A 21,257-nucleotide genomic window follows, 5' to 3' on the forward strand; every position below is an offset into this window, starting at 1 on the left:
GTTACATTTGGCGCTGGCGGCGGGTTACAATGCTGCTCTTACCTTTTGCGTTCTGTCGGGTTTTAAACTTATGTCAATTGTGCTCAATCGTAACCTGGTTGTGGCGGTGGTCAGTGTTTTGCTGGCAATGCTGACTATTCAGTCTGGTGCATCTATTGCCAAGCAACTGTTTCCGGTAATAGGCCCCGAGGGCACTACCGCGCTGCGGCTGGGGTTTTCTGCACTGGTGCTGTGGCTGGTATTCCGGCCGTGGCGCAGTTTGCCAACAAACCGGCGTGACTGGAATGCTATAGTGACTTATGGCCTGTGTCTGGGCGGTATGAATATCTTGTTTTATTTAGCTATTGCCCGTATTCCGCTGGGTATTGGCGTAGCACTGGAATTTACCGGGCCTTTGGCCGTTGCATTGTTTTTATCACGACGTAAACGCGATTTAATCTGGGTAGCCTGCGCTATTGCCGGCATTTTATTACTGCTACCCGATATGCGTGGTGCCGACGCGCTGGACCCGATTGGCGTAGTACTGGCACTTGGCGCAGGTGCGTGCTGGGCCGGGTATATTTTATTTGGTAAGCGCACCAATGCGCAGGCTTCGGGCGGTATTACAGTGGCACTGGGTATGACAGTGGCGGCTGCTTTTTTGGTGCCGCTAGGTGCTGTGAGCCAGGGCATGGCGCTGCTTAGCTGGCAGGTGCTGCCATTGGGGCTGCTGGTGGGTATTTTATCCAGTGCTTTGCCTTATACACTGGAAATGGTGGCACTGCGTAATATGACATCGCAAAACTTTAGCGTTTTTATGAGCATGGAACCGGCAATAGCCGCGCTGGCTGGCTTTGTTATTCTGGCAGAATTGCTTACGCTATGGCAGTGGCTGGCGATAGGCCTGGTTATCGTGGCATCGCTTGGCAGTTCGATAAGTTCAAAGCCTGACTAAACGGCAAAAACTTGATCCAGCGCCAATTGAAGGTCTACCTTATGCGGTATAACTGAAAACCTGTTTTAATACGGAGACTGTTATGACCATTACTACTGTGGCCCAATTAATGACGCCAGATCCCTTATGTGTAACCCGGGGGGCCAGTTTAAAAGATGCACATGATTTAATGCGTGGCAAAAATATCCGCCATATTCCGGTAATAGATGCCGATGGTATTTTGGTGGGAATGCTGACGCAAAAAATTATGATTGCCAAAGTAATGGGCTTAATGGCGCAGTTTGGCGCCACCGCGCTGGAGCGTAAAGAAAAACAACAGCTGGTAGCCGATATGATGGCTACCGATTTTGCTGCAGTAACGCCGGAGCAATCGTTAAAAGAAGTGGCGGGGTTTTTCGTTAAAAACCGTCATGGTTGTATGCCGGTGGTAGATGAAAACAATAAACTGAAGGGCATACTGACCTCTTCAGATTTTGTCAGGCTGGCGGCTGAATTACTTGAAAAAGCAACTTAGACGATTGAACTCACTTTGGTGAGAATCGACTTGTTCTAAACAGACCGTTGACGGCATGGATGCGGACAAATTCGTCTGGAGCGAATTTGAACAGCGAAGCTGGTCCGCAGGATAAACTTCATGGACGAAGTTTATAATCTAGCCTACAGGGATGTATTTACGGCGTGTCTGTGTGGACAAGTCGGTTCGATCCGGAGCTGTGAATGAAAAAGGGCCTTGCGGCCCTTTTTTGCGGATGGTTATTGAACACCCATTTCTTGTAACAGGTTATCTGCGCCGTCCAGCTGCATTTGCCACAGCATAAAACGGTGATCTACCTGAATAGAACGGGTGTTGTCCGGGTTGAAATCCCAATCTGAAATGATGGAATCCAGCGTGCCGTCAAAGGCTAAACCTACCAGTTCGGCTTTGCTGTTTAATACTGCCGAGCCTGAGTTGCCGCCGGTAATATCCAGTGTAGCCAGGTAATTTACCGGTACAGAATTTAAGCTCTCTACTTTATACGGGCCGTATTGTTTGGCTTTTATCGCATCCAGCTGTTTTTGCGGTGCATTAAATTCGCCTTCACCGGTTGCTTTGGCAGTAATACCGCGCAGCGTGGTAAAGGGCGCCCAGGCGTTGCCATCTTCAGTGCCGTGCGCGCGGCCTTTTACGTTACCGTAAGTTACCCGTAGTGTGCTGTTAGCGTCCGGGTAAACGGCCTGGCCTTTAGACTGCATAAAGGCTATTTTGGCGCGCATATAGCTGGCGTACGCCTGCTGAATTTTACCGGCCAGTTCTTCTTCTTCAGCTTCACGTTTTAAATCGCTTTGATACAGTGCTACCGCAGCTTTGACAAAAGCATCGCTGCTTTGGGCAAATTGCTGTGGTGTGCTGTCCAGCAGGGCAGTACGTTTAGCCAAATCAGTTAAATCGCTGTTGGCGTACCAGCTGTCAATCAGGTTTTTCAGCTGTTCGCTGCTCATGCCATCTTTAATGCCCATCGCTTTGTCAAAATCGGCGTTACGTTGTTTTTTCGGCAAAGCGGCGTATTTGCTCAGGTTGTGCAGGTCCAGCGCTTTTTCTACGCCAACATCCAGGTTGCGCTCCATACCGGCAACAAAAGCTTTGTAGCGCGGAATGTCGCGCTGCTGAAAGCCAGCTTTACGCTGTGCATCCGGTTTGGTGCTTTCCTGCGCTAAACGATACAACGCGCGTGATGCTGCCAGCAGGCGCGGCGTGGCGTTGTTTAGCAGGTAATTGGCCCGTTCTTTGGTTTGGTTTTCTTTTAACAGTTTTTCTATTGCCGTTAAGTCTTTAGCGTAGGCTTTTTTATTGTCGCTGTTGCTGTTAACCCAGGCTGTCAGCGCTTTATGCTCTTGTGTTTTACGCTGTAAAAAGTCGCTTTGGGCAAAGCTGTCCAGCATGCCCTGACGGTTTTTCATATAGTTATTTAAGCCGGCAACACGGCTAGCGTACTTTAACTCAGCATCCTTATTGCTGGCCGTTTCGCGGGCAATAATATCCAGGGTGTCTTTAAACTGTGCCACGGTATTGGGGTAAGCCCATTCAAAGGTTTCGCTGACTTCGCTTGGTAAACGGTGGCGGTTAGTTCGGCCCGGGTAACCCAGTGCCATGACAAAATCGCCTTCTTTTAAGCCGTCTTTGGCCAGCGTTAAATGATAATCCGGCTTATAGGGCACGTTATTTATGCTGTAATCAGCCGATTTACCTTCAGGGCTGACATAAGCGCGGTAGAAACTGTAATCGCCGGTGTGGCGTGGCCACATCCAGTTGTCGGTGTCGCCGCCAAATTTGCCCACACCTTCGGCCGGAGCATGCACTAAACGTACATCTTTAATTTCCAGCTGTTTGATCAGGTAAAACTCTAAGCTGCCGTAATAGGCGGCTACGGTGCAGCGGTGGCCTTCGTCTTTTTCGCATTCAGCGACAATAGCTTTCTGGTTAGCTTCAATAGCATCGATACGCTTTTTACCACTTAGTTTAGCGGTTTGGGTATTAATCACTTGATCGGTAACGTTATCTACGGCTTTGGTGACAAAAATCCGGCTGCCAGGCGCGGCAGCAACTTCATCGCCAAGCTGTTGGGCTAAAAAGCCGTTGGCCAGTAAGTCGTTTTCCGGTGTTGAGTTATGCGCAATGCTGCCATAAACACAGTGGTGGTTAGTGGCAACTAAACCATTGGGTGAAACAAAAGAGGCTGAACAACCGCCCAAACTGACAATAGCAGCGGCCGGAAATTCGGTTAATTTGCTTAAGTTGGCCGGGTCCAGTTCCAGCCCTGCGGCTTTTAATTCGGTGGCAATTTGCGGCAGTTGCTGTGGCATCCACATGCCTTCATCAGCCATGGCAAAACTGCTGGCCAGTGCCAGCATCAGAATGGATTTTTTCATAAGTACTCTTTTATTTTAATTTTGACAGGAATATTACACGTAAGACGGCCACTATAGTCGATGCCTGCACAGGCCTTGTCAATACTCTGCTAAAGGTGGGGATGCTGCTATGCGACAGGTGTCGTCGTTCAAGCGTTGGCTGATAGCAGCGGCTTATTTATCGGAAAACCAACAAGGCTGGTTCCGGCCCAGCCGTTTGGCTTGATACATAGCTGTGTCGGCCTGGCGTAGTAGTTCATCACTGTTATTGTTACCCTGAAACAATACCAGACCGATGCTGCAGGCGCATTGATGCATATGGTTTTCAGATAAGGGATAGGGGCGGGAAAGCACCTGGGTAATTTTGGTGGCAATTTGTTGCATATAGTGTTTGCTGCGATCGGCATCCGTATCAATATCGCGCAGTAATACAATAAACTCATCGCCACCAAAGCGGGCTACGGTATCTGTCTGGCGCACGGTGCTAAGCAGACGGCTGGCTACGTCTGCCAGTAAGTTATCGCCTTTTTTATGGCCGTATATATCGTTTACCGGTTTAAAGTTGTCCAGATCGATAAACATTAAACCACTGTACTTTTGGCTGCGTTGGCTGGATGCTATCGCCTGCAGTAAGTGTTCTTCTAATAAACGTCGATTGGCCAGGCCGGTGAGGTTATCGTAAAACGCTAATCGGCGGATCTGTGCGGCACTAAGGCTACGGCTAATAGCCAGCTCAGCCAGGTTGCTATAAGCTTTAATAATATTAAGCTGCTCAGTTGAAGGGGTGGCCGGTTGATGATGGTAAATAGCAAAGGTACCCAGCACCTTACCCTGGGCATTTTTTACCGGCTGCGACCAGCAAGCTTTTACATCGGCCAACTGCGCCAGTGCCTGATAAGGTTGCCAGTAAGGATGTGTGCTGATGTCTGTCACAATAACCGTTTCTCCGGTAAACGCCGCTGTACCGCAAGAACCTACGCCCATGCCAATAGGTATACCGTCTAATGTCTGATTGTACCTATCCGGCAATGATGGTGCTGCACCATGATGCAGGGTTTTACCGTCCTCATCCAGTAACAGAATTGAGCACAGCATTTCGGGATGCAGCAGCTCTACCTGAGTTACCAGGGTGTGCAATATGCTTTTTAATTCGGTACCTTCGCTAATCTGGCTTAAAATTTGATTTTGTAGTAGTAGCTCCTGCGTATGCTGAGCTACCTTGCGTGTTGTTTGTTGCAGGTGCTGCTGATAGCGGGCGTTTATCAGGCTGAGTTTTGTAATTTGTAGCGTCAGTGGCGCCAGCATTTGCATTATGCTGTTGAGCTGGGCTTTATCCATATTGCTGTTATTTAGCCGGCGCTTGCCAACCAGCAAATTGGCAATATGTTCGCCGTCCAGTATTATTGGCGTCGCGTAATCATGCTGGCCGTATTCGGCATACATCTCAGTTACCTGCGCTAAATCACTACGGGCATCTGGCCAGTCAGATGACGCCAGCACCTTGCCGTTTATATCAAGCAATACCACGGGGGATCCCATTAGCTGCCGGACATTGTTAAAAGCGGTGTTAAGGGCTGAAAAATCAACAGTAGCAACCAGTTTGCTGGCTGGTTCATTGTCTGATATCTGCTGTGATTGAGCATTGCCGGTGGATACGTCCTGCATCTGGATTTGCTTAGCCTCGGCTTACATATGCGGCGGTTTAATCCTAATAACGTTAACAGTGTAGTCAAGGGAGAGTATTGTTGCCACGTTAACTTTAAACCTTATAGTAAGTTAAACCAGCGCCGGTTATAAATCCATAACCTTGCGCTGGCTGTATAAATTAAAACTACACCTGCCGTTTTAATCTAACCATGTTATTTATGCCGCTGTTGCAGTACCTTAATTACATCGTTCAGCTCCAGCTTTTGGCTGCGTAGCAGTACCAGCAGGTGGAAGATTAAATCGGCGGCTTCATTGGCCAGTTCTTCTTTATCGCCAGCCATGGCAGCAAGGGCTGATTCGACACCTTCTTCACCGACTTTTTGCGCAATACGTTTTACGCCTTTGGCAAATAAACTGGCGGTGTAGCTGCTGGCAGGATCTGCGCCTTCACGCTGTTTTATCACTTGCTCTAAGTCATATAAAAACGCCAGTTGCGGGCTGTTGGCGCTACTATCGTGCCAGCAGGTTTCAGTACCCACATGGCAGGTGGGGCCTTGCGGCAGTGCCAGCACTAAAATGCTGTCGGCATCGCAGTCGCTGTCGATGCTAACCAGTTGGAGTGTATGGCCGGAGCTTTCGCCTTTAGTCCACAGCCGCTGTTTGCTGCGGCTGAAAAACGTCACCTGGCCGCTTTGCAGTGTGTGTTCAAGCGCCTCTGGGTTCATATAACCCTGCATCAGTACTTTGCCAGAGATGGCGTGCTGGACTATTGCGGGTAATAACTGGTTATCGGGCCAGCTTAGCGCTTTGATTTGTTCTTCGTTCATAAGTAACCTTTATTCGTTTTATTGTACCGGCTAGTAGGCTCTGAGGTTTAGCTGCACACAGAGACGCCGTAAATACCTCCCTGTAGGCTCCTCTGTGGCATCCTTGCCACAGACGCTCTGTTTAGCAGCTAATCCTCGTCGCTTAAGACATTTGCTTAACGGCTGGCACAAGCAAAGCAAGCGCGGATGTACTTTTTGCTGTGACCGTTGAAGCCCCGGACGGGCTGAGACGAGCCCCCATGGACGGTTTATGGCGTGTCGCAGCAAAAATGTACGCAGCGATTGCGTGTTCGACGCTCCGTTTCCGTTCTTACGGCCGGATGCTGATACCATCGGCAATCAGTTTGGCTTTTAACGCCGCAATTTCAATTATACCTTTATGAAACACACTGGCCGCCAGGGCACCGTCTACATCTGCCTGGTTAAACACATCGGTAAAATGTTGCATAGTACCGGCGCCACCACTGGCAATCAGCGGTACTGTGCAAATATCGCGGATGCTTTTTAACTGGGCAATATCATAACCCTGGCGTACACCGTCCTGATTCATGCAGTTAAGCACAATTTCACCGGCACCACGTTTTAACACCTCAGCCACCCAATCACGGGTAAGCCATTGCGTTTTCTGCGTGCGGCTTTCATCGCCGGTAAACTGATATACCTGGTACTGGCCACTGGTAACATCAAAAAAGCTGTCGATACCTACCACCACGCATTGCTGGCCAAAATGGTGGTTCAGCTCGTTAATCAACTCTGGCCGGGCCAATGCCGGGCTGTTAACCGAAATTTTATCTGCGCCCATTTCCAGAATCTTTCCGGCGTCAGCCACCGTTTTAATACCACCGGCCACGCAAAACGGAATGTCGATCACTTCTGCTATGCGCTGCACCCAGCTTTTATCCACTACGCGGCCATCGCTTGATGCGGTAATGTCGTAAAATACCAGTTCGTCTGCACCGGCTTCGGCGTAACGCTGGGCCAGTGGTACTATATCACCGATAATTTCATGGTTACGAAACTGCACACCCTTAACCACTTTACCATCGCGCACATCCAGGCAGGGAATTAACCGTTTTGCCAGCATGCTATAGCCTCCTCAAGCGTAAACTTAGCCTCCAGTAACGAGCGGCCCAAAATAACGCCAGCTACGCCGCTGCCAATTAAAGCGCGGATATCATTTAATGAGCCGATGCCGCCGGAAGCCTGCCACTGAATTTGCGGATACTTTGCTGCCAGCTCTTTATACAACTGCACATTAGCACCACTTAGGGTGCCGTCTTTACTGATATCAGTACAAAGCACATGCTGGGCACCGGCAGCGATATAACCGTCCAGCACCTGCTCCAGCGTAATATCAGATTGTTCTATCCAGCCATGTGATGGCAGGGTTTTCTCGCCTTTTTCATTAATGGCAACATCCAGCGCCAGCACAATTTGCTCGCCCCCGTATTTACGCACCCAGCTTTGTACCAGCTTGCTTTGGCGAATGGCCAGGCTGCCAATAACCACACGGCCGGCACCGGCGTCGAGTAAGTCAATTAAATCCTGCTCACTACGCACACCACCGCCAACCTGAATATGCAGTGGTGAGGCTGTCATCAGTTCGGTTAATAATTTTAACTGGCGTTTGCCGGCATCTTTGGCACCCGATAAATCAACAATATGCAGCCAGTCGGCACCGGCCTGAGCATATTGATTACGCAGGTTAATCGCTCTGAACGCGTACTCAGTGGTATTGTCATAGCGGCCCTGATACAGCCGCACCACATTGCCGTCGATAAGATCAATTGCCGGAATAATCATAATTGCCACTCCAGAAAATTCTGTAATAAACGTGCGCCGGTTTTGCCAGAGCGCTCGGGGTGAAACTGGGCTCCGGCAACATTATCTTTGCCAATTACTGCCGCAAAATCGTTGCCATAATGGCACTGTGCCAGGCTGTAGCTGTCTGGTGCTACGGCAAAGCTATGAACAAAATACACGTAGTCTGTTTCGGTAAAACCCTGCATTAACGGATGGTTGTTGATATTTTTCAGCGTATTCCAGCCCATATGCGGCAGACGGAGCTCGCCGCTTTGCATTGGCAGCACTTCGCCCGGAATAAGGTTTAAACAGGCTACGTCACCTTCCATGCTATGGCGGGTAAGCAGTTGCATACCCAAACAAATACCCAGCATGGGTTGTTGCAGGCTTTGCAGGGTATTAATCAGTTCAGCCTGTTGCAGCCTGGCCATGGCGTTGTGGGCCGTACCTACGCCCGGCAGCAGCACTTTATCTGCTGCTTTAATTACCCTGGCATCGCTGCTGATGCTGGCTTTAACGCCTAAGCGTTTAAAAGCAAAATACACCGAGCTGATATTGGCGCAGCCGGTGTCAACAATCACCAGTTGCATTACAGTACCCCTTTTGAGCTGGGTAGCGCTTCGCCTGAAACGGTAATGGCCTGGCGCAGCGCGCGGCCGAAAGCTTTAAACAGGCCTTCTACCTTGTGGTGTTTATTGCCTTCGGTAATGCTTAGGTGCAGCGTCATTAACATGGCATCACTTATTGATCTGAAAAAGTGCGGCACCATCTCCAGAGTTAAGCCGCCAACTGCGCCTTCGCCGAGCTCGCCGTTAAATACAAACAGTGGCCGGCCGGATAAATCAAGCACACATTCGGCGCGGCATTCATCCATAGGCAGCACAAAGCCAAAGCGGTTGATGCCACGTTTATTGCCCAGTGCCTGCTTTAATGCCTGGCCAAGCGCCAGTGCGGTGTCTTCCACGCTGTGGTGATCGTCAATATGCAAATCACCACTTACTTTTACCTGTAGCGAAAAACCGCCGTGGGTGGCAATTTGCTCCAGCATATGGTCGAAAAAGCCGACGCCGGTGTCAAAAAAGTTATTGCCGCTGCTGTCCAGATCCACTGAAATTTCGATATCGGTTTCGCGTGTGGTACGGCGCACGGTCGCTTTACGGCCGCGGCTTAGTAAGCGCTTGGTAATCTCGCCCCAGCCCAGATTCTCGCGATTATATTGAAATGACGGCAGGCCCATATTTTCTGCCAGTTGCACATCGGTTAGCCTGTCACCAATTACATAAGAGTTGGTAAAGTCGATTTTGCCCTGCTGCAGGTAGTCTTTTACCAGCCCCAGTTTAGGTTTGCGGCAACTGCAGTTGTCTTTATCAAAGTGCGGGCAAATTAGTACGTCATCAAACTGAATACCCTGCGAGGTTAGCAACTGCATCATTTTATTGTGCGGTGCATCAAAGGTATCACGCGGGAAACTATCGGTACCCAGGCCATCCTGATTGGTAACCATAACTAAACGGTAGCCAGCAGCTTGTAGTTTTAACAAAGCAGGCACCAGGCCTGGCTCGTAGGCCAGTTTTTCCAGGCTGTCGAGCTGTTTGTCTACCGGCGGCTCTTCTACCATGGTGCCGTCGCGGTCGATAAATAAAATAGGTTGGCCACTCATGCGCGTTCTCTCTGTACTGTTTGTTGTAATGCTGTCTGCTGCCGGGTTGTCAGCGAGTTAAAATAGTTATCCATTACGCTGCAGAGCGCTTGCATTTCAGCCGGGCTGCCGACAGACACCCGTACTACCTGCGACAACCCCAACTGGCTGGATTGATTACGAATTAAAATGCCTTGTTGTGCAAGTGCCGCTACGCATGCTGCCGCATCGTCTACCTGTAGCAATACATAGTTGGCATTGCTGGGCCACACTTTACTAATGCCGCTGCGCTGTTTGGCATAAGCGATAAATTCGTCCCGCAAGGTGTTTATTGTTGTAACGGTGTTTTGCATTACCGCGACAGACTCAGCTGTTAAAGCTTGTGCGGCAATTTGTGCTACCGGTTCAGCAAGTGGGTAGGGCGCAATCATTTGTTTTAGCGCATTAATAATATCCGGCGCGGCCAGCGTAAAGCCGCAGCGCAGGCCCGCCAAAGCAAAGGCTTTAGACAGGGTGCGCAGTATCACCAGGTTTGGATATTGTGGTAGTAAATCAACTACTGACGCTTGCGGGGCAAATTCAATATAGGCTTCATCCAGCACTACTAAGGCGCTGTCTTTATAGTGCTCCAGCACGGCAATAATCTGCTCGCGCGGGATTAAATCGCCGGTGGGGTTATTCGGGCTGCAAATAAACACCAGTTTGGGCGTGGTAGAAAATAACGCCGCCAAATCCAGCGTAAAATCGGCGGTAAGCGGCACTATATTCACCGGCACCTGGTTACTTTGCGCGCTGATGGCATACATGCCGTAAGTTGGCGGGCAAATGCTGATGCTGTCTTGTTTCGGCTCACAAAAGCTGCGGATCAACAGCTCAATGCCTTCATCGGCACCACGGCTTACCAATACCTGTTCTGTTGCTACACCGGCATAAGTGGCATAGCTGTCGATCACCGCTTTGGGTTGGCACGACGGATAGCGGTTAAAACTGCCGCTTAAGCTATATTCCGGCGCCAGCGCGTTTTCATTAGCGTTAAGCCAGATAGCGCCGCCGCTCATACTGCTGCGGGCCGAGGCATAAGGCACTATGGCTTTTACTGCGTCACGGGCCAGTGAATTAATACTGTTACTCATGGTTTATTCCTTTGCTTGCTCTGTCAGGGCGGCCAGGCGCAGGGTTACTGCGTTGGCGTGAGCCTGCAGGCCTTCTGCAGTGGCCAGCACTTCAATGGCCGGGCCTATATGGCGTATACCGTCAGCAGATAATTTTTGCACTGTGTAGCGCCGGTAAAAGTCGGTTAACGACAAACTGGACACGGTTTTGCTGTAGCCGTATGTCGGTAACACATGGTTGGTGCCGCTGGCATAATCTCCGGCCGATTCAGGCGTCCATTTACCAACAAAGATACTGGCGGCGCTGGTAAATGTATCAACCAGCGCATCATCACAAGCGGTTTGCACTATTAAATGCTCCGGCGCATAAGCATTGGTTACCGCCACGGCCTGAGTTAAATCGGCGGTTAAAATATAGCGGCTATGGCTAAGCGCGGCGGCGGCAATATCTTTACGGGGTAGTTGTGCTAATTGAATGGCTACCTCGGCCTGTACTGCGCTGATCAAGTCAGCACTGTTGCTAACTAATACCACCTGGGAGTCGGGGCCATGCTCAGCTTGCGATAGTAAATCGGCGGCAACAAAGGCCGGGTTGGCGCTGCTATCGGCCAGCACCAACACTTCAGACGGGCCGGCCGGCATATCGATCATCGCGCCTTTGGCATCCTGGCTCACTTGCTGTTTAGCTTCGGTAACATAGCGGTTACCCGGGCCAAAAATTTTATCTACTTTAGCAATAGTGTCTGTGCCATAGGCCAGCGCGGCTATCGCCTGGGCTCCGCCAATGGTGTAAATCTCGCTAATGCCACACAATTCGGCCGCGTACAGAATTTCCGGCGCGATATCACCCGCTTCAGGCTTACCCGGTGGGGTAACCAGTACAATACGGCTACAGCCTGCCAGTTGTGCCGGTACACCCAGCATTAACACCGTGGAGGGCAGTGGGGCACTGCCGCCGGGAATATATAAACCGACAGCAGCAATAGCATGGCTTTTAAGCTGGCACACTACGCCAACACTGGTTTCTACCTCGATTTCACGCGGCAACTGCGCAGCGTGAAATTTGCGGATATTGTCATAGGCCAGTTCTATCGCCGCTTTGCGCTTTGGCAGTAAGCGGTTTAACTGTGCCAGTTTGGTTTGCGGGCTTAAGCGCAGTGGGTTGGCATTCAGGCCATCAAACTGGCGGCTGTATGCTACCAGTGCTTCATCACCCTGCTGGCGCACAGCCTTAATAATAGTACGCACCTGGTCGCTTAAGCTGGCTGAATCGGCAAGTTCCGGCCGTGCCAGTGCAGCTTGCTGCTCGCTTTTTGATAACTGCGCCCAGTTAATTACCCCGATCATAGCTACTCCATCATCTTTTCAATTGGCAATACTAAAATCGAGCTGGCGCCCAGTGCCTTTAACTGTTCCATGGTTTCCCAAAATAACGTTTCACTGCTAACCACATGAATGGCTACCATATCGCTGTTACCGGCCAGCGGCAGCATCGTCGGGTTTTCCGCACCCGGTAGCAGCGCAATTACTTCGTTCAAGCGGGCGCGCGGTGCGTGCAACATAATGTATTTACTTTCATTGGCTTGCATTACGCCGTTAATGCGCGGCATCAGCTTGCTGATCAGCTTCAACTGGCGCTCGTCGGTAAGGTTTTTGCGCTGAATAAGCACCGCTTTGCTGCGGTAAATCACATCGACTTCTTTTAAACCATTGGCCTCGAGCGTAGCGCCGGTAGATACCAGATCGCAGATGGCATCGGCTAAACCGGCGCGGGGGGCCACTTCTACCGAACCTTTTAAATTAACAATACGGGCATTTACGCCTTGTTGCTTTAAATAGCGTGCCAGCAGGCGCGGGTAGGTAGTGGCAATGGTTTTGTCTTCCAACGACACTGCGCCGCTGTAGCTTTCTTCCTGTGGTACAGCGATGGACAGACGGCAACCACCAAAATCGAGCCGTTTTAATACGGTGTAATCGAAGCTGTCGTTGTCGAGTTTGCGCTGTAATGACTCTTCTTCCAGCACATTTTCGCCCACGATACCCAAATCACAGACACCGTCCATCACCAGACCCGGAATATCGTCATCGCGCACCCGTAGAATATCAATATCCATATTCTCAACATGGGCAATAAGACGCTGCTCACGCAGGTTAATTTTTAAACCGCAACTGGTAAGCAGGGCCTGAGAGTCGACCGATAAACGGCCGGATTTCTGCATGGCGATACGTAAGCGTTTAGATTCTGTTGCCGGACTCATACTGGTCTCCGTGACGATAATAAAATTAGTAAAGTAATAAACAAAAACCCCGGCCTGGGCGCGGGGTTTTTGTTTATTACTTTACCACCGGAGCGCCAGACCATAGCCCTCCGACAAAGCGGACGGCTAGTACCTATGATGATGGTGCAGTACAGTAATAATATTCATAATCAGGGTTTTGCTGGTTAAGTTGCTATACAAGTTACCCTTGTGTAGCAGCAAGTGCAAGCCTGTTTTGGTTTTGAATATATTACAGTTCTATTTTTAAGTTATTGAAATTAAGTTGTTTTGTGTGTTTATTGGCTATGGGTGGCAATAAATTATTTTCTTTTAAAATCCAGACATTGGAATTTTAAGCTTAAAAAATGGTCAACTTGTATAGTCAATGCGGGTTTGAGATAAAGTTTTCAACCGGACAGCCGATAACGGGTAAATCGCTTTGAGGATGAGCTGATGGATGCTTTTATGCCTTTTATACAACGTGTACCGGGTACGCCAATAGAGCAGGATCCGAAAGTTGTGGTGCCGGTTTTTAAAGAGGCGCGCTTAAGCCCGATTAAGCCCAACGAACAAAAGTACCTTATTTTAACCCGGCCTGTGCGCAAGCGTGATCCACGCCAGCAAGAATACCCCAATGCGCCTTACACCACGCCGGAAGAAGACCAGCATGTTGATAAAGATGGTCATCTGGATATTTTTGTCTGAATTTTCCCGCCATTAAGGCATAATAACCGCCTTATTTTTCTGCCGGTTGTTTCAGTGCTGTCTACTTTCTTTAATCACAATCTGAGTTGTTATGCGTAAGCAGGTTACCAGTGCTTTTGCACCGGGCGGTGCTTTAGCTGCGCATATTGCCGGTTTTAATGCCCGCGAAGCGCAAGTAGAAATGGCACAGGCAGTAGCGGATGTCATTGAAACACCTGCCGCCCTGGTGGTAGAGGCGGGTACCGGTACCGGTAAAACCTATGCCTATTTAGTGCCGGCGCTGTTAAGCGGTAAAAAAGTGGTGTTATCTACCGGCACCAAAAACCTGCAGGAACAGCTGTATTTCCGCGATTTGCCCAAAGTAGTTAAAGCTCTGGCCAGCCCGTTACAACTGGCGTTACTTAAAGGCCGCAGCAACTATCTTTGCCTGTTTCGTTTAGAGCAGCATTACAACCATGTGCCGATGCAGGATGATCAGTTGATCCAGGATTTAAGCCTGATCAAAAAGTGGTCGGCCGAAACCCAAAGTGGCGATATCGGTGAGTTAAGCTATATCAGCGAAGACTCCAAAGCCTTGCCCTATGTTACCAGCACCACAGACAACTGCCTTGGCAAAGACTGCCCGGTGTATGAAGATTGCCATCTGTTAAAAGCCCGTAAAAAAGCCCAGGCTGCTGATTTGGTAGTGGTAAACCATCATTTGTTTTTTGCTGATCTGGCATTAAAAGACACCGGCTTTGGTGAGCTGCTGCCGCAAATGGATGTGATTATCTTTGATGAAGCACACCAGTTGCCGGATATTGCCAGTGACTACTTTGGCGAAAATGTCTCCAGCCGCCTGTTACTCGATCTGTGCCGTGATATTGATGTTGCCTGTAAAACCGAACTGCGTGATCATCCGCAACTGGCGAAAACTGCCGATAAAGTAGCGCAGTTGATCAAAGACTGGCGCCTGCAGTTTGGCAATGACGCCACTAAAGGCAATTGGCGCGAGGCTTATCAAAAACCAGAGATGCAAACGGCACTGAACCGCGTTAGCGAAGCCATAGATATGCTGTATCTGGTAATGAAAAGCAGCCTTGGCCGCAGCGATTTAATTGATAATGCCTTTGAGCGCTTAGCGCTGTGTAAAGCACGGCTGTTAAAGCTTACCGACATGCAGCAAAACGGTGTTAGCCTGTGGTATGAAACCACCCGCTTGCACGTTAGCCTGCATTTAACGCCGCTGAGTATTGCAGATAAGTTTCGTGACATAGTAGCGGCCGATAACCGCAGCTGGGTGTTTACCTCGGCTACCTTGTCGGTAAATAACGGTTTTAGCCATTACACGGCACAAATGGGCTTGAATAACGCCAAAACCCTGCTGCTGGAAAGCCCGTTTAACTATGCTGAGCAAGCACTGTTATGTGTGCCGCGCTATATGAGCGAGCCGCACGAGCAGGGCATGGCACGGCAGTTACTGCAAATTGCCGTTAGGCTTATTGAAGCCAATAACGGCCGCTGTTTCTTTTTATTTACCAGCCATCGTATGCTGCAACTGGTAGCGAAACAGCTGCCCGATCTGATACGCCAGCCGGTGCTGGTGCAGGGCAGCAGCGGCAAGCGTTTATTGCTGGAGCAGTTTGTTAAACTGGATAATGCCGTGCTGTTAGGTACCGGTAGTTTTTGGGAAGGCGTAGATGTACGTGGAGATACGCTAAGCTGCGTAATCATAGACAAACTGCCCTTTGCTTCACCGGATGAACCTTTGCTGCAAGCGCGCAGCGAAGACTGCACCCTGCGCGGTTTGGACCCCTTTGCCGAAGTTCAACTGCCACAAGCGGTAATTACCTTAAAGCAGGGCGTAGGCCGCTTAATTCGTGATGTTACTGACCGTGGTGTAATGGTAATTTGTGATAACCGTCTGGTTACTAAGCCCTATGGTGAAGTATTTTTAACCAGCTTACCGCCGATGCGCCGTACCCGCTCACTGGATGAAGCAGTAAACTTTTTACAACAAATGAAACAGGATAATTAAGTTGGACAAAGCCATCATTAAACTACTTGCCCTTGATACCTCAACTGAAGCCTGCTCAGTTGCAGTGCAGGTTGGTACGGATATGTTGACGCTGGACGAAGTTTGTCCGCAGCAGCATAGCAAACGCGTGCTGCCAATGGTGCAGCAGTTGCTAAGCCAGGCCGGGATCAGCCTGAAGCAACTGGACGGTATTGTATTTGGCCGGGGCCCCGGCAGCTTTACCGGGGTGCGCATTGGCGTGGGAGTAACCCAGGGGTTGGCCTTTGGTGCTGACGTACCGGTATATGGCGTATCTACCCTGGCGGCAATGGCGCAGGCCGCGCACCGGCTTTATGCAGCTAAGCAGGTAGTAGCTGCAATAGATGCCCGTATGGCCGAGGTGTATATCGGCAGTTTTACCTTACAACAGGGTCTGATGCAGCCAGGCAGCAGCGAAGTGGCCATTAAACCGCAGGATATCAGTGGCTTTGATCTCAGTGGTGAAGTACATGCTGTCGGCACCGGCTGGCAAACCTATGCTGATGTATTGCTGCAAAAACAGGCCGCTGTTATCGCCAATGATATTTTATATCCGTCGGCGCAGGATATGCTGACGCTGGCGCAGCCCGCACTTGCTGCCGGGCAGTTTATCGCCGCAGAGCTGGCTGAGCCGGTGTATGTGCGTGATGATGTAACCTGGCAAAAACTGCCGGGAAGATAAAATAACTTGGTTATTAATGCTTTCTGGTTATAATTAAGCCAGTTTGCTTAAGTGATGATGCTATGACGTTAAACGTTAATCAGAGCCTGAATGCCACCACCAACATTAGCAGCGTTTTTGCCGGTAATGAGCCACGCCGTGCGTTGCCGCGCAATGAAACCGCTACCGAGTTGCCGCAAGGCCGCGGTGTACGTGCCAGCAATGAGGTGATAAGCCAGCTTGACGACGAACGCCGCCGGCAAGCAAACTTCAGCTCTGCCAATGACCGGCGCAGCCAACAGGCCATAGATGCCTACCAAAGCCAGGCCAATGAACAACGCCGCAGCGAAGTGCAATCAATGCTCGGCGTCGATCTTTACGCCTGAATAAAACCAATCATCATTTATCGCCGTAGTCTAAGCAGAGAAATTCTGCATAGAGACGGTTATGACTTCTGTTTGTTTAATTACCGGTGCCAGCTCCGGCATCGGCCGCGAATTAGCGTTGCATTACGCCGCAAACGGCTGGACAGTTTATGCGGTGGCGCGCTCTGCCGATAAGCTGCATGAGCTGGCGCAAAACCCTGCTATCCGCGCTTTACCGCTGGACCTTACCGACAACACCATTTTGCAAAGTACTGCCCGGCAATTAGCTGATGACGGTGTAGTGCTGGATTTACTGCTGCTTAATGCCGGTACCTGCGAGTATGTTGATGCCAACAATCTCGATCTGGCTGCGTTTGAACGCACCTTTGCTATTAATTTTCACGCTGTGGTGGCGGCCACCAAATACTTTATGCCGCTGCTAAAAGCGTCTTTAACACCACAGTTGGCTATTGTCAGTTCAATGGCACACTTTTTCCCTTTTACCCGCAGTGAAGCCTATGGCGCCAGCAAGGCTGCCGTCAGTTATTTTGTCGATAGTTTACGGGTAGATTTAGCCGGTAGCGGTATTAGTGTCAGTTTAATTGAGCCGGGTTTTGTTGATACACCGTTAACGCAAAAAAACGATTTTGCTATGCCGTTTTTAGTGCCGGTAACGCAAGCGGCCAGCCGTATTTATAGCGGATTAGCGAAAGGCAACAGCCGGATCCGCTTCCCACGCCGGTTAAGTGTGTTGTTAAAGCTGTTGTCGTTACTGCCGTATGATCTGCGCAACAGTGTCGCCAGAAGGATGAAACAGTAATGGGATGCACTCAAGGTTTTAACTGGCGTGCTTTGGTTGGTTTTGAGCTGTGTTGGTTTGCGCTGGTGTATTTTCAGCAACAGGCTGTACTGCCAGTTTCAGCTTACTTACTTTATGGCCTGTGGCAGATGGATAAAGCGGGGCGCATTGCAGTACTGCTGATATTGTTGGCAGGCATCGGCATAGACACGCTGTTGCTGCGCCTGAGCGTTATACAGTTTAGTGGTGACGCGCTATTGCCGTTGTGGTTTGTGCTGCTGTGGGCTGTGTTTGCTTTGGCCGCCGTGGAGTTTATGGCCAAGGTACTGACTAAACCCTGGTTGGCAGCCATATTGGGCGCCAGCGGCGGCCCCTTATCTTACTGGGGCGGGGCAGCGTTAAGTGGCGGGGTTTTGCAGTTTCCGCTGCAGTTTTACTCTGCACTGGTATTAATTGTGGTTTGGGCGCTTATTGCCGTAGCGCTTGGCCAAAGCAGGAGGTGGTATGTTAAAGCCGTATAGTCTGTTATTGCTGCTGGGCCTGGCCGGTGGCGTTGGTTTTAATGCGGCGGCAGTGCCTGAGCTGACAACGGTTGGCGAGGGTTCATACCGCTATATGTTCTGGCAGTTATACGATGCCCGTTTAGCCAGTGAAGATGGTAAGTTTGACAGTTACCAGCAAAGTACACCTTTATTGCTGGAGCTGACTTATAAACGCGATATTACCAGACAGCAGTTTATCGATGCCACGGTAGATGAATGGCAAAAGCTGGGCCACAGCAGCAAAGCACAGCAACAGCAATGGGCGCAGCAGTTACAAAGCCTGTGGCAGGATGTAAAAAAGGGCGACACCCTGGCGGCATTGCTGCACGCAGATGGTAGTGTGATATTTTATTTTAATGGCACTGAAACAGGTAGGCTGGAAGACAGCGCTTTTGGCACGGCATTTTTTGATATCTGGCTGCACCCTGATACCAGCGCACCTAAACTGCGCCGCCAGTTAATAGCGGCGCAGTAACACTATTTAGTTTGCTGAATATATTGGATCAGCTTTTTCGCAATCTGGGTATTATCCTGAAAACCGACAAAGTCTTTAGCATTTTTGCCGTACGCCAGTACGGCTACATCAGCCGCGGTGTGGCCGCCTGTAGTCCAGCCGGTGTAGGAATATTTTGCCACCAGTTGGTTTGATAGCTTACGCAGTGTGGTTTCATCCTGTTGCCGGGCTGCCAGCAGGGCCTGCTGTTCTTCAGCGGTTAAACTGATTGAGGTTAGTTCTGCCCACAGCGCCAAAGCAGCGTTATCAGAATCTGCTTGTTTCAGCTGCTGTGCAATACTACGGCCGGTAGCGCTAACTTTGCGTACTACATCGGGCAGCCATTGGTATTCACCGGCTGCACCCAATGACATACCGCCGGTTTCGTGATCTGCGGTGATCACCAGAATGGTATCAGGGTGCTTATCAACGTAAGCTTTAGCCACGGCGATGGCTTTGGCAAAATCATCCATTTCTGCCATAGCGCAGGCGATATCGTTATCATGGCCACACCAGTCTATCTGGCTGCCTTCCACCATTAGTACAAAGCCTTTTTTAGCTGGTGTTAACAGTTGCAGGGCTTTTTCTGTCAGCGTAGCCAGTTGGTTATTCTGCTTGCTGTTTAATACTGCAGGCAGGGCTGACTCTGCCAATAGTGCCATTGCCGGCGCTTTGGTTAACGTATTCAGTTGCTGCCAGCTGTCGGTATATTGAAAGCCCAGTTGTTTAAACTCGCTAACCAGGTTGCGGTCATCACGAATAAAATAATCTGTGCCGCCACCTAAAATAACGTCGGCAACGGTTTTGCCTTCGATGCGGTAGTCGATATACATATCGGCTATTTCATTGTAATTACGCCGGCTTTTATTGTGCGCTAAAAAAGACGCTGGTGTGGCGTGGTTAACCTGAGAACTGGCAACAATACCATTGGCTTTCCCCATTTTTTTTGCCAGCTGCATCATAGTGCCAATCGGAATATGCTGGCGGTTAACCGAAATAGCACCGTTGTAGCTTTTAAAGCCGGTAGCCAGCGCTGTAGCACCGGCTGCTGAGTCGGTAACGTAGGTGTCATCGTCCGGGTAGGTACTTGCCATACCCAGCCACAGCTCATCAAAAATAGTGTTTTCTACTTCGGCAGTAGCTTTGTTATCACTGAAATAACGGTAACCTGCCAGATACGCAGGGCCCATACCATCGCCAATCATATAAATAATATTTTTGGGTGCAGCCAGTGCTACAGCGGGGGCCAGCAATAAAGATAACGATAACAAATGACGGCGCATGCAGGTTTACCTTATATAGAGCTTGATGTTCTGAATTGCTAGTGTACTTTATAGCAGTGCGATGACAAACCACTGTCGATAAAACGCTATTTTGTCAGGCTTAATGCTTTACGTTGTATGCGGGAGCAATTCAGCTAAATTTGCCGCAGGTAAATGGAACTGAATTAAAACTGAACAATCGAAGCTTTGGTAAAAGTGCGTAAATGCATATAAATGTGCCATAAGTATGCATAGCCAAGCTGTTTATAACGGTGCTATGTGATGTCTGCAAATTAGTAAGGTTTGGTGTATGTCGATTATAACTACAAGAAAGACAGTCATATTTTCTCTTTTTTTTGCCGGGTTAACCTGGCTGTGTCCCCCTGTTGTGGCTGAAGAGCCGAAACTGGTATTACAGCAACTGGCTGATGCCGCGCAGCGTAGTAAAGAGCACAAACTGCGCAATAAATATCGTAATCCGGCCGAGACACTGCAGTTTTTTGGTATTCAGCCTCAGATGTCAGTATTGGAAATCTGGCCTGGCCATGGCTGGTATACCGAGATCCTGGCGCCTTTTCTTAAAGATCAGGGCAAACTAACGCTGGCGCAATTTCGCCATAACGACGGCTCGTTAAAAGATGAACGCAGTATTTTCTGGGCCCGTGTCAGTGAGCGGCTGGCACAGCGGGTTGCCGAGCAAAGTGATTACTTTGGTGAGGTAACCAATATTGAGCTGGATCCTCCCCGGTTTTATCCGCCACAGCAAGAACAGTTTGATATGGTGCTGACTTTTCGTAACGCACATATCTGGAACGAAAGCGGTCACTTATATGGCACTTTGCAGAGTGTTTTTCAGGCATTAAAACCTGGTGGTGTATTAGGTATGGTTGAACACAGAGCTGCCCGCTTATCTGATATTTCCAGCTCTGCAGTTGAAGGCTATCTGGATGAAGCCTATGTTATTCAGGCGGCAGAACAGGCTGGGTTTGAACTGGTGGCGAGCAGTGAAATAAATGCTAATCCGGCAGATACCAAAAATTATCCCAAAGGGGTTTATGCCTTGCCGCCAACGCTGGCGATGGGGCAGTACAATAAAGAGCAGTATATGGCCATTGGAGAAAGTGACCGTATGACGCTGAAATTTATAAAACCGCTGGAATAAATCACGCTAATTGTGCAATGTCAGCAATTATGGGATGATTGGCTGTTAGAGTAAAAACTCCAATAAACACTATTTGAGTAATAAAGCGCAGCAACAGATTGCGTGCTTATGGTTTTAAACCTATACA

General features: G+C 49.6%; 21 protein-coding genes. 10 read left to right on the forward strand and 11 right to left on the reverse strand.

Annotation, left to right across the window (positions count from 1 at the left end; all coding sequences use genetic code 11):
- Positions 1–70 precede the first annotated feature (70 nt).
- Both J3B89_RS09245 and J3B89_RS09250 read left to right on the forward strand, forming a co-directional pair.
- Positions 71–934 carry an EamA family transporter gene (locus J3B89_RS09245; RefSeq protein WP_215397249.1) on the forward strand — a complete coding sequence of 288 codons (864 nt, stop codon included), beginning with the start codon at positions 71–73 and terminating at the stop codon, positions 932–934.
- Between the two features lie 82 nt (positions 935–1,016).
- A complete protein-coding gene (locus J3B89_RS09250; protein WP_215397250.1) occupies positions 1,017–1,448 on the forward strand; it encodes a CBS domain-containing protein in 432 nt (143 codons plus the stop codon).
- Positions 1,449–1,687: 239 nt separating this feature from the next.
- On the opposite strand, the gene J3B89_RS09255 is transcribed toward J3B89_RS09250, so the two are convergent.
- From J3B89_RS09255 to hisG, 10 genes are all read right to left on the reverse strand, one after another.
- A complete protein-coding gene (locus tag J3B89_RS09255; protein ID WP_215397251.1) occupies positions 1,688–3,841 on the reverse strand; it encodes a S46 family peptidase in 2,154 nt (717 codons plus the stop codon).
- A 153-nt stretch (positions 3,842–3,994) separates the two neighbouring features.
- A complete protein-coding gene (locus J3B89_RS09260; RefSeq protein ID WP_215397252.1) occupies positions 3,995–5,485 on the reverse strand; it encodes a diguanylate cyclase domain-containing protein in 1,491 nt (496 codons plus the stop codon).
- Positions 5,486–5,679: 194 nt separating this feature from the next.
- Positions 5,680–6,294 (reverse strand): bifunctional phosphoribosyl-AMP cyclohydrolase/phosphoribosyl-ATP diphosphatase HisIE, encoded by a 615-nt coding sequence (gene hisIE, locus J3B89_RS09265; RefSeq protein WP_215397253.1) that lies wholly within the window; start codon positions 6,292–6,294, stop codon positions 5,680–5,682.
- 310 nt (positions 6,295–6,604) lie between these two features.
- Positions 6,605–7,378, reverse strand: a complete 774-nt coding sequence (gene hisF / locus J3B89_RS09270) for an imidazole glycerol phosphate synthase subunit HisF (RefSeq protein ID WP_215397254.1) — start codon at positions 7,376–7,378, stop codon at positions 6,605–6,607.
- Entirely contained in the window at positions 7,360–8,097 is a 738-nt protein-coding gene (gene hisA / locus J3B89_RS09275) for a 1-(5-phosphoribosyl)-5-[(5-phosphoribosylamino)methylideneamino]imidazole-4-carboxamide isomerase (RefSeq protein ID WP_215397255.1), read from the reverse strand. The genes hisF and hisA overlap by 19 nt, the downstream gene beginning before the upstream one ends.
- Positions 8,094–8,687 carry an imidazole glycerol phosphate synthase subunit HisH gene (hisH, locus tag J3B89_RS09280; RefSeq protein WP_215397256.1) on the reverse strand — a complete coding sequence of 198 codons (594 nt, stop codon included), beginning with the start codon at positions 8,685–8,687 and terminating at the stop codon, positions 8,094–8,096. The genes hisA and hisH overlap by 4 nt, the downstream gene beginning before the upstream one ends.
- Positions 8,687–9,757, reverse strand: a complete 1,071-nt coding sequence (gene hisB, locus J3B89_RS09285; RefSeq protein WP_215397257.1) for a bifunctional histidinol-phosphatase/imidazoleglycerol-phosphate dehydratase HisB — start codon at positions 9,755–9,757, stop codon at positions 8,687–8,689. Before hisB ends, hisH begins: the two co-directional genes overlap by 1 nt.
- Positions 9,754–10,869, reverse strand: coding sequence for a histidinol-phosphate transaminase (gene hisC, locus J3B89_RS09290; RefSeq protein WP_215397258.1), 1,116 nt, complete (start codon positions 10,867–10,869; stop codon positions 9,754–9,756). Before hisC ends, hisB begins: the two co-directional genes overlap by 4 nt.
- A gap of 3 nt (positions 10,870–10,872) precedes the next feature.
- Complete coding sequence (hisD, locus tag J3B89_RS09295) at positions 10,873–12,195, reverse strand: histidinol dehydrogenase (RefSeq protein ID WP_215397259.1); 1,323 nt, start codon at positions 12,193–12,195, stop codon at positions 10,873–10,875.
- 2 nt (positions 12,196–12,197) lie between these two features.
- On the reverse strand, positions 12,198–13,106 hold the full coding sequence (gene hisG / locus J3B89_RS09300; RefSeq protein ID WP_215397260.1) for an ATP phosphoribosyltransferase: 909 nt from the start codon (positions 13,104–13,106) through the stop codon (positions 12,198–12,200).
- 453 nt (positions 13,107–13,559) lie between these two features.
- On the opposite strand from hisG, the gene J3B89_RS09305 reads away from it, so the two are divergent.
- From J3B89_RS09305 to J3B89_RS09335, 7 genes are all read left to right on the forward strand, one after another.
- Positions 13,560–13,811 (forward strand): hypothetical protein, encoded by a 252-nt coding sequence (locus J3B89_RS09305; RefSeq protein WP_215397261.1) that lies wholly within the window; start codon positions 13,560–13,562, stop codon positions 13,809–13,811.
- Positions 13,812–13,902: 91 nt separating this feature from the next.
- Positions 13,903–15,828 (forward strand): DNA repair helicase YoaA, encoded by a 1,926-nt coding sequence (gene yoaA, locus J3B89_RS09310; RefSeq protein WP_215397262.1) that lies wholly within the window; start codon positions 13,903–13,905, stop codon positions 15,826–15,828.
- A gap of 1 nt (position 15,829) precedes the next feature.
- Positions 15,830–16,528, forward strand: coding sequence for a tRNA (adenosine(37)-N6)-threonylcarbamoyltransferase complex dimerization subunit type 1 TsaB (gene tsaB / locus J3B89_RS09315; RefSeq protein WP_251372322.1), 699 nt, complete (start codon positions 15,830–15,832; stop codon positions 16,526–16,528).
- A gap of 62 nt (positions 16,529–16,590) precedes the next feature.
- On the forward strand, positions 16,591–16,893 hold the full coding sequence (locus tag J3B89_RS09320) for a hypothetical protein (protein WP_215397263.1): 303 nt from the start codon (positions 16,591–16,593) through the stop codon (positions 16,891–16,893).
- 61 nt (positions 16,894–16,954) lie between these two features.
- Positions 16,955–17,692, forward strand: coding sequence for an SDR family NAD(P)-dependent oxidoreductase (locus tag J3B89_RS09325; protein ID WP_215397264.1), 738 nt, complete (start codon positions 16,955–16,957; stop codon positions 17,690–17,692).
- The gene (locus J3B89_RS09330; RefSeq protein WP_215397265.1) at positions 17,692–18,192 is read left to right on the forward strand and encodes a DUF2878 domain-containing protein; all 501 of its coding nucleotides are present in this window, start codon (positions 17,692–17,694) and stop codon (positions 18,190–18,192) included. Before J3B89_RS09325 ends, J3B89_RS09330 begins: the two co-directional genes overlap by 1 nt.
- Entirely contained in the window at positions 18,176–18,688 is a 513-nt protein-coding gene (locus tag J3B89_RS09335) for a chalcone isomerase family protein (RefSeq protein ID WP_215397266.1), read from the forward strand. The genes J3B89_RS09330 and J3B89_RS09335 overlap by 17 nt, the downstream gene beginning before the upstream one ends.
- A 2-nt stretch (positions 18,689–18,690) precedes the next feature.
- Here J3B89_RS09335 and J3B89_RS09340 read toward each other — a convergent pair whose 3' ends face one another.
- Positions 18,691–19,989 (reverse strand): alkaline phosphatase, encoded by a 1,299-nt coding sequence (locus tag J3B89_RS09340; RefSeq protein ID WP_215397267.1) that lies wholly within the window; start codon positions 19,987–19,989, stop codon positions 18,691–18,693.
- Positions 19,990–20,356: 367 nt separating this feature from the next.
- Here J3B89_RS09340 and J3B89_RS09345 point away from each other — a divergent pair, with 367 nt between their 5' ends.
- A complete protein-coding gene (locus J3B89_RS09345) occupies positions 20,357–21,130 on the forward strand; it encodes a class I SAM-dependent methyltransferase (RefSeq protein ID WP_349814208.1) in 774 nt (257 codons plus the stop codon).
- The last annotated feature ends 127 nt before the right edge of the window (positions 21,131–21,257 follow it).

It is taken from the genome of Rheinheimera oceanensis, assembly GCF_018831085.1.
Taxonomy (GTDB): domain Bacteria; phylum Pseudomonadota; class Gammaproteobacteria; order Enterobacterales; family Alteromonadaceae; genus Alishewanella; species Alishewanella oceanensis.